Annotated in this window: 6 protein-coding genes; 1 reads left to right on the top strand and 5 read right to left on the bottom strand. The window is 76.1% G+C overall.

Annotated features, from left to right (window positions below; all coding sequences use genetic code 11):
- A partial coding sequence (locus KVT14_RS19580; protein WP_217617196.1) for a TIGR03557 family F420-dependent LLM class oxidoreductase occupies nucleotides 1–605 on the bottom strand: 605 nt, incomplete at its 3' end.
- Nucleotides 606–742: 137 nt separating this feature from the next.
- Here KVT14_RS19580 and KVT14_RS19575 point away from each other — a divergent pair.
- Nucleotides 743–2,059, top strand: a complete 1,317-nt coding sequence (locus KVT14_RS19575; RefSeq protein ID WP_217617195.1) for a CdaR family transcriptional regulator — start codon at nucleotides 743–745, stop codon at nucleotides 2,057–2,059.
- Between the two features lie 32 nt (nucleotides 2,060–2,091).
- On the opposite strand, the gene KVT14_RS19570 is transcribed toward KVT14_RS19575, so the two are convergent.
- From KVT14_RS19570 to KVT14_RS19555, 4 genes are read right to left on the bottom strand one after another with little or no spacing between them, the layout of a single operon-like run.
- Complete coding sequence (locus KVT14_RS19570; protein WP_217617194.1) at nucleotides 2,092–3,063, bottom strand: LLM class flavin-dependent oxidoreductase; 972 nt, start codon at nucleotides 3,061–3,063, stop codon at nucleotides 2,092–2,094.
- Nucleotides 3,063–4,334, bottom strand: a complete 1,272-nt coding sequence (locus KVT14_RS19565) for a pyridoxal-phosphate dependent enzyme (protein WP_217617193.1) — start codon at nucleotides 4,332–4,334, stop codon at nucleotides 3,063–3,065. The genes KVT14_RS19570 and KVT14_RS19565 overlap by 1 nt, the downstream gene beginning before the upstream one ends.
- The gene (locus KVT14_RS19560) at nucleotides 4,331–5,524 is read right to left on the bottom strand and encodes a Xaa-Pro peptidase family protein (protein ID WP_217617192.1); all 1,194 of its coding nucleotides are present in this window, start codon (nucleotides 5,522–5,524) and stop codon (nucleotides 4,331–4,333) included. Before KVT14_RS19560 ends, KVT14_RS19565 begins: the two co-directional genes overlap by 4 nt.
- A complete protein-coding gene (locus tag KVT14_RS19555; protein ID WP_254631356.1) occupies nucleotides 5,521–6,606 on the bottom strand; it encodes an LLM class flavin-dependent oxidoreductase in 1,086 nt (361 codons plus the stop codon). Before KVT14_RS19555 ends, KVT14_RS19560 begins: the two co-directional genes overlap by 4 nt.
- Nucleotides 6,607–6,703 lie beyond the last annotated feature (97 nt).

Below are 6,703 nucleotides of genomic sequence, written 5' to 3'. Positions count from 1 at the left end.
CCCAGGATGCTGCCGACCTTCTCGATCGTGGCGCCCGGCGTGATGATGCCGTCGACCTCGCGCCCGGTGCGCCGCGCGGTGACCGGGCCGGCGGTGGCGACGTAGATCGGCGGGGCGTCGTCGAGCGTCCAGAGCTTCGTCTTCTCCAGCGTGAAGAACTCGCCGCGGTGCTTGACCTCCTTGCCGGAGAACAGCTTCTTGATGACGTCGATCGCCTCCCACATCCGGCGCAGCCGGTCGGGGGCCTCCGGCCAGTAGCCGCCGGCGACGTGCTCGTTCAGCGCCTCGCCCGAGCCGAGGCCGAGCCAGTGCCGCCCGGGGTACATCGCGGCGGGCGTCGCGGACGCCTGGGCGACCATCGCGGGGTGCATCTTGAACGAGGGGCACGTGACACCGGGGCCGAGGTCCGACGTGGTGGCCGCGCCGACGGCCGTGAGCAGGTTCCACACGAACGGCGCGTGGCCCTGGGCGGGGACCCACGGCTGGAAGTGGTCGGCGGCCATGGTGCCGACGAACCCGGCGGCCTCCGCGGCGCGGCACAGGTCGACGAGCTCCGTGGGGTGGAACTGCTCGCTCATGGCGGCGTACCCGATCTGGGCGGTCATGCGGTCCTCCGGGTGGTGGTGGGGCGGGAGCAGGGGTGGGCCGCGAAACCGGCCGGACATCTGGGGCGGCGACGATGGCGTCCGGGCGGGCGTCGCGCGGACGCCCGGCGCGCGGGGGCGGACCGACGGGAGGCGTGATGGCGAGGAGCCCCGACGCGGTGCTGCGGGTGGCGCGGTCGATGGTCGCCGACTTCGAGGAGATCATCGGCGAGATCACCGAGCGGGTGTGGCGGAGCGTGCCGGCCTACCCGCAGGTGGTCGTGGACCGGGGCGACCTGTCCGGCCAGGTGCGGGACTCGATCCTCAACGTGCTGGTGTGCCTGATGGAGGACCGGCCGCCGTCGGCCGCGGAGCTCGAGACCGCGGCGACCAACGGCGAGCGCCGCGCGCTGCAGGGCGTGGCGCAGGCGGCGATCATCCAGTCGTACCGGAACGCCGAGCGGAGCCTGGTCGACACGTTCCAGGCCCGGTGCGCCCGGATGCAGGTGCCGGTGGGCGCGCTGCGCGCGGGGCAGCAGCAGATCGTCGCGATCCTCGACCAGCTCGAGGGCGCGATGCTGCGCACCTACGCGCAGATGCAGCAGCGGATCGCCACCCGCACCGTCCTGACCGAGCCCGACCTGATGAACCGGCTGGTCAGCGGCGAGCCCATCGACCCCGCCGACCTGGCGCGGCTGGTCCGGACGCTCGGTCTGGCCGTGGACGACGGCACCCGCGTGGTCGGTCTGGCGCTGGGGCCGGCCGGCGCCCCGGAGCCGGACGCCGCGGATGAGGACCGCGACGTCGACCCGGAGCAGGTCGCCGAGATCCGGCACCACGCCGTCGCGCACCTCGCGGCGGTCACGGGCAGCACGCCGCTGTCGGGCGTCGTGCGCGAGGACGACGGCGCCCCCGTCGTGGTGCTCGCCGTGCCGTGGTCGGGCCCCGTGGCCGACCTCGCGGCGCGGCTCGCCGCCGGGCTGGACCGGCGCCGGTTCGCGGTGGCCGCCGTGGGGGCGGTGGGGGAACCGCGTCGCGGTCTGGCCGCGGTCGGCGGGTCGTGCCGGCAGGCGATCGGGGCGCTCGCGGTCGGCCGGCGGCGCGGTGCGGACCGGGAGGTGGTGCTGTTCGCCGACGTGCTGCTGGAGGTCCTCGCGCTGCGCGACCCGCGCATGGTCGTGAACCTGCAGGACCGGTACCTGCGGCCGATCGCGGCGCACGAGCACCTGGTCGAGACGCTGCGGGTGCACCTGGCGACCGACCTGTCGGTGCCCGAGACGGCACGCCGCCTGGTCGTGCACCCGAACACGGACGCCAACCGGCTGCGCCGGGTGTCGGAGCTCAGCGGCCTCGACCTGCACCGGGTCCGGGACGTCGCCCGGGCGGTGCTGGCGGTCGAAGGGCTGGGGCTGGGCATCAGCGCGCAGTCGCACGGCAGCAAGGCGCTCGACGAGGAGCCCGCGCCCCGCACCTGACCGGCCGCGCCCGCCCGCGCCCGCCCCGCCGCTCACGCCAGCAGGCCCGCGTCCCGGGCGCACGCGGCGGCCCGGGCCAGCGCCTCCTCCGCCGGCGACACCCCGTCGTCCATCACGACCAGGGTGTCCAGCCCGGCGTCCGCGAACGCGCGCATCCCGCCGGCGACGTCGTCCGGCGTCCCCGCGAGCGTGAACGTGCGCAGCACGTCGTCGTCGACCAGGTCGGCCCCGTCGGCCCCGGCGAGCATCCGCTCCCGCAGGGCGACGGCCCGGTCGGCGGGCAGCCCCGGCACGGCGGTGATGGGCGAGGCGCCGTGCATCCCGAGGAACCGCGCGGTGCGGGACCGCACCCGGTCCCGGGCGACCGCGCCGTCGTCGTCGCAGGAGAACGCCGCGTACGCGGTGAGCCGCAGGTCGGGGCGCCGGTGCTGCTCCCGGATCCACCGCACGTAGGCCGGCGTCGACAGCACGGAGAGCATGAGCCCGTCCGCGACGCGGGCGCCGACGGCCAGCGCGCGCTCGCCCTTGACGCCCAGGTACACCGGCACGTCGGTGCGCAGCGGGGTGAACGACAGCCCGGCGTCGAGGGTCAGCCCGTTCACGTCCTCGCGCAGCACCTCGCCGGCGAGCAGCCGGCGCAGCGCGGCGGTGTACGCCTCCAGCGTCGAGATCGGCCGGGCGAACGGGATGCCGAGCCGGCCCTCCATCCAGCCCTGGTTGCTGGCGCCGAGCCCGACGACCAGCCGGCCGCGGGACACCTCGTCCAGGGCCGCGCACTCCATCGCGGTGAGCGCGACGTGCCGGGTCCACGGGTTGATGACGCCGAGCCCGACGCCGACCCGGGAGGTCGACGCGGCGACGGCCCCGGCGACGGCGAACGCGCCGCGCTCCAGGTAGTCCTCGCTCAGCCACACCTCGGCGAACCCCAGGTCCTCGGCCCGCCGCGCGAGCCGCACGGCGGTCGCGGCGTCCCGGCGCCCCGCGGGCGCGTACGCGACCCGCATCAGGCCGTCGCCGCGTCGAACGCCGCGAGCGTGGGCGCGATCACGGGCACCGGCGCCAGCCGCGCGGCGGTCGCCCCGACGTCCTTGAGCCCGGTCGACGTCCCGAGCAGCACGACGGTCTCGTCGGCCCGCACGGCGCCCCGCGCCACGAGGGTCGGCAGCACCGCGTACGTGATGACCGACGACGCCTCGAGGTAGAGCCCCTCGGTCGCGGCGAGCGTCGCCTGCGCGCGCATGACGGCCTCGTCGTCGGCGGGGGCCGCGGCGCCCGCGGTCGAGCGCAGCGCGTCCCACGCCTGCCAGGTCGCCATCGACGACCCGATGGAGAACGCGACCGTCGGCCCGGCGGGCACGGCGGCGCCGGGGACGAACCCGTCGCGCAGCGCGGCCTCGTGCGGGCCGAACGGCTCGGCGGCGACCATGCGCGGCACGCGGTCGGCGAGCCCGAGCGCCACCAGGTCCCGGAACCCGCGCACCATGCCGGCGATCCCGTCCCCGTACGCCACGGGGGCGACCACGGCGTCCGGCACCCGGCCGCCCAGCTGCTCCCACACCTCGTACGCGATGGTCTTGTAGCCGCCGACGCCGAACGGGTTCGACCCCGACGGCGGGCTGAGGTAGCCGGACACCGGCACCCAGCCGCGCTGCTCGACGCCCGCCCGCATGACGACCCACCGGTCCCGCGGGTCGTCGAACGCGACGACGTCCGCGCCGTACGACTGCATGAGCGTCTTCATCGTCTCGGGCACCGAGGCCACGGTGAGCACCACGCAGCGCAGCCCTGCGCGTGCGGCGTAGGCGGCGGTGGCCGCGCCGTGGTTGCCGGTCGAGGCGTCGACCACGGTGTCGTGGCCCTGCTGCACGGCCTTGGTGACCGCGACGGCCGCGAGCCGGTCCTTGTACGACCAGGCCGGGTTGCGGGACTCGTCCTTCACGAGCAGCGCACCTTCGGCCAAGCCTGCGGCCTCGGCGGCCCGCGGCACCGGGACCAGCGGGGTGCCGCCCTCGCCGAGCGAGACCAGCGGGCCGGCCGGGTCGACCGGCAGCAGCGGCGCGAACCGGAACACGCCCGGCCCGGACCCCGGGGCGGGCAGCGCACCGTCGAGCCCCGCCGCGGCGAGGTCGTACACGGGGGAGGCGTACGCGTGCACGCCCGCGCCGAGGGCCGGGGCGGACGGCAGGTACGCGTCGGCCTCGGCGACCTCGACGCCGGTGACGCCGTCGCGCAGCACCCCGGCGTAGGCGGACGTGGTCAGGGGCAGGGCGGTCACGCGGGCACCTCCGTGAGGCCGCGGGCCAGCATGGTGAGGGGCCGCACGCCGTCGGCGGAGACCACCAGCGCGTCCTCCACCATCATCCCCCCCCAGCCGAGCACGTAGTACGGCGTCGCGAAGCAGAACGTCATGCCCTCCTCGAGCGGCACGTCCTCGCCTGGCCGGACGATCGGCGCCTCGTACACGTCGAGGCCGATGCCGTGACCGCAGTGCTGCCGGCGGTACGGGGCGAGCCCGCCGCGCTCGGTGACGTCGACCGCGAGGTCGAAGAGCGCCGCCGCCGGCACCCCGGGCCGGGCCGCCGCGAGCTGGGCGTCGAGCCCGTCGAGGATCGCGTCGTACCGCTGCGCCTGCAGCGCGGTGGCTGCGCCGATCACCGCGGTCCGGCCGATGTCCGACCAGTAGCCGTCGAGCAGGCAGCCGACGTCGAACCGCAGCAGGTCGCCCGCTGCGAGCGGCCGGTCGGTGGCGACGGCGTCGGCGAGCGCGGACCGGGGCCCGGTGGTGACGACCGTGAACTTCGGGAGCCCGCCGCCGTCCACCATCGTGCGCGCGACGACGCGGGCGAGCTCCGCCTCCGTGACGCCCGGCGCGGCCGCGGCGAGCGCCGCGACGATCCCGGCCTCGGCGAGCCGGGCCGAGCGCGCGAGCAGCGCGACCTCGCCCGGGAGCTTGCGCGCCCGGACGCCCGCCAGCCAGGCGCTCGCGTCCACCCAGGTGACGTCGGGCAGCGCCGCGGCGAGCGCGGCGCGCAGGGGCGCCGGGCACGCGGCCTCGTCGATCCCGAGGATCGCGGAGGCCGCCCCGGCGCGGGCCACGGCCGCCGCGATCGCCTCCGCGGCGCCCGGGTGCTCGTCGACGAGGCGGGTGGCGGTGGCCGCGGACCCGGCCGACTCGAAGTAGAACCGGCCGAACGCCACGAAGTCGTCCTCGCCGATCCCCGCGTCGAACGCGGGGGCCGAGTCGGCGACCGGGCCGGCCAGGACGGTGCGGTCCCCGGTGACGACGGCGGCGACCGACGACGTGCCGTGCACCGCGCCGGACATCGACCGGTACCCGGTGGCGTAGTCGACGTTCGCGGTCGACAGGGCGACGACGGCGTCGAACGGGGCGTCCGCGAGGTGCGCGAGCAGCCGCGCGGCACGGTCGGCGACCAGCGCCGGGCGGGGGGAGGGGGTGAGCGTCACAGCGCGGCTCCTGCCGTGGTCGGGGTGGTGGCGGGCGCACCGGCCGCACCGAGCGGGGGCAGCGCGTCCGGCGTGCCCGCGTTCACCGGCGCGATGACCTCCTCGGCGAACCGCGCCATCTGGTCGTACGTCTCGGCGACGGTGTTGCACGCGAACAGCAGCGCGGACAGCGTGGTGACCCCGGCCTCGGCGTACGCGTGCACCTGGTCCTGGATCTGCGCCGTCGAGCCGACCAGGTTCCGGGCGGCGAACCCGTCCTGCTGGCCCTTGAGCGTCGACCCCGACAGCGACCGCATGTGCTGGTGCAGCTGGGTGGTCTCGAACCGGGCCATCGCGTCGGCCTCGGAGGACCCCATCGCGACGGACAGCTGCGGGGCGACGTCGAAGTCGGCGGGCAGCTCGCGGCCGATCGCCTCCGCCTCGCGCCGGATGTCCGCGAGGCCGGCGGCGACCTCGGCCGGGCTGAGCACGGCGGGCAGCCACCCGGTGCCGTACCGCGCGGCGCGCTGCCTCGAGCCGACCGCGTTGCCGCCGGACAGGATCGGCAGCGGTGCCTGCACCGGCTTGGGGAACGACTCCACGTCCTCGAACCGGATGAACTCGCCCTGGTAGGACGACCGGCGGTCCCGGAGCAGCGTCTCGAGCGAGGCGAGGAACTCCTCCGCCTGGCGGCCGCGGTGCAGCGTGTTCCCGGGCCACATCGCGTCGGTCTCCTCGCGGTACGCACCGATGCCGACGCCCAGGACGAACCGGCCGCCGGACAGCTGGTCGAGCGTGGCGGCCTGCTTCGCGGCGACGACGGGGTGCCGGAACGCCATGACGGTGATGGCGGTCGCCAGCCGGAGCCGGGTGGTCCGGGCGGCGACGAACGACAGGTACAGGTACGGGTCGTAGAACCGCGGCGGGGCGTCGAACTCCTCGCGCACGTACCGCTGGGTGGTCACGTGGTCGTTGCCCCACACGGAGTCGAAGCCGAGCCGCTCGGCCTCGACCGCGATCTGCACCGCCTGGTCGGGGTCGGCGTAGGGCACCGGGTACATCAGGCCCTCGGTGCCGGTGGGGACTCCCAGTCCGAACTTCATGCGATCTCCTCGGGGGTGGGCTGCCCGACGTGGTCCTGCACGATGTAGAGCTGGTACGCCATGATCATCTGGTACGAGACCAGCATGAACAGGCGGC

It is taken from the genome of Cellulomonas sp. GbtcB1 (assembly GCF_019091725.1).
Classification (GTDB): domain Bacteria; phylum Actinomycetota; class Actinomycetes; order Actinomycetales; family Cellulomonadaceae; genus Cellulomonas.
This window is presented reverse-complemented; position numbering and strand designations above follow the sequence as displayed.

Coding starts and splice junctions, on each gene's coding strand:
- KVT14_RS19555 (WP_254631356.1), bottom strand. CDS start 6,606: ATGAAGTTCGGACTGGGAGTCCCCACCGGCACCGAGGGCCTGATGTAC.
- KVT14_RS19575 (WP_217617195.1), top strand. CDS start 743: ATGGCGAGGAGCCCCGACGCGGTGCTGCGGGTGGCGCGGTCGATGGTC.
- KVT14_RS19570 (WP_217617194.1), bottom strand. CDS start 3,063: ATGCGGGTCGCGTACGCGCCCGCGGGGCGCCGGGACGCCGCGACCGCC.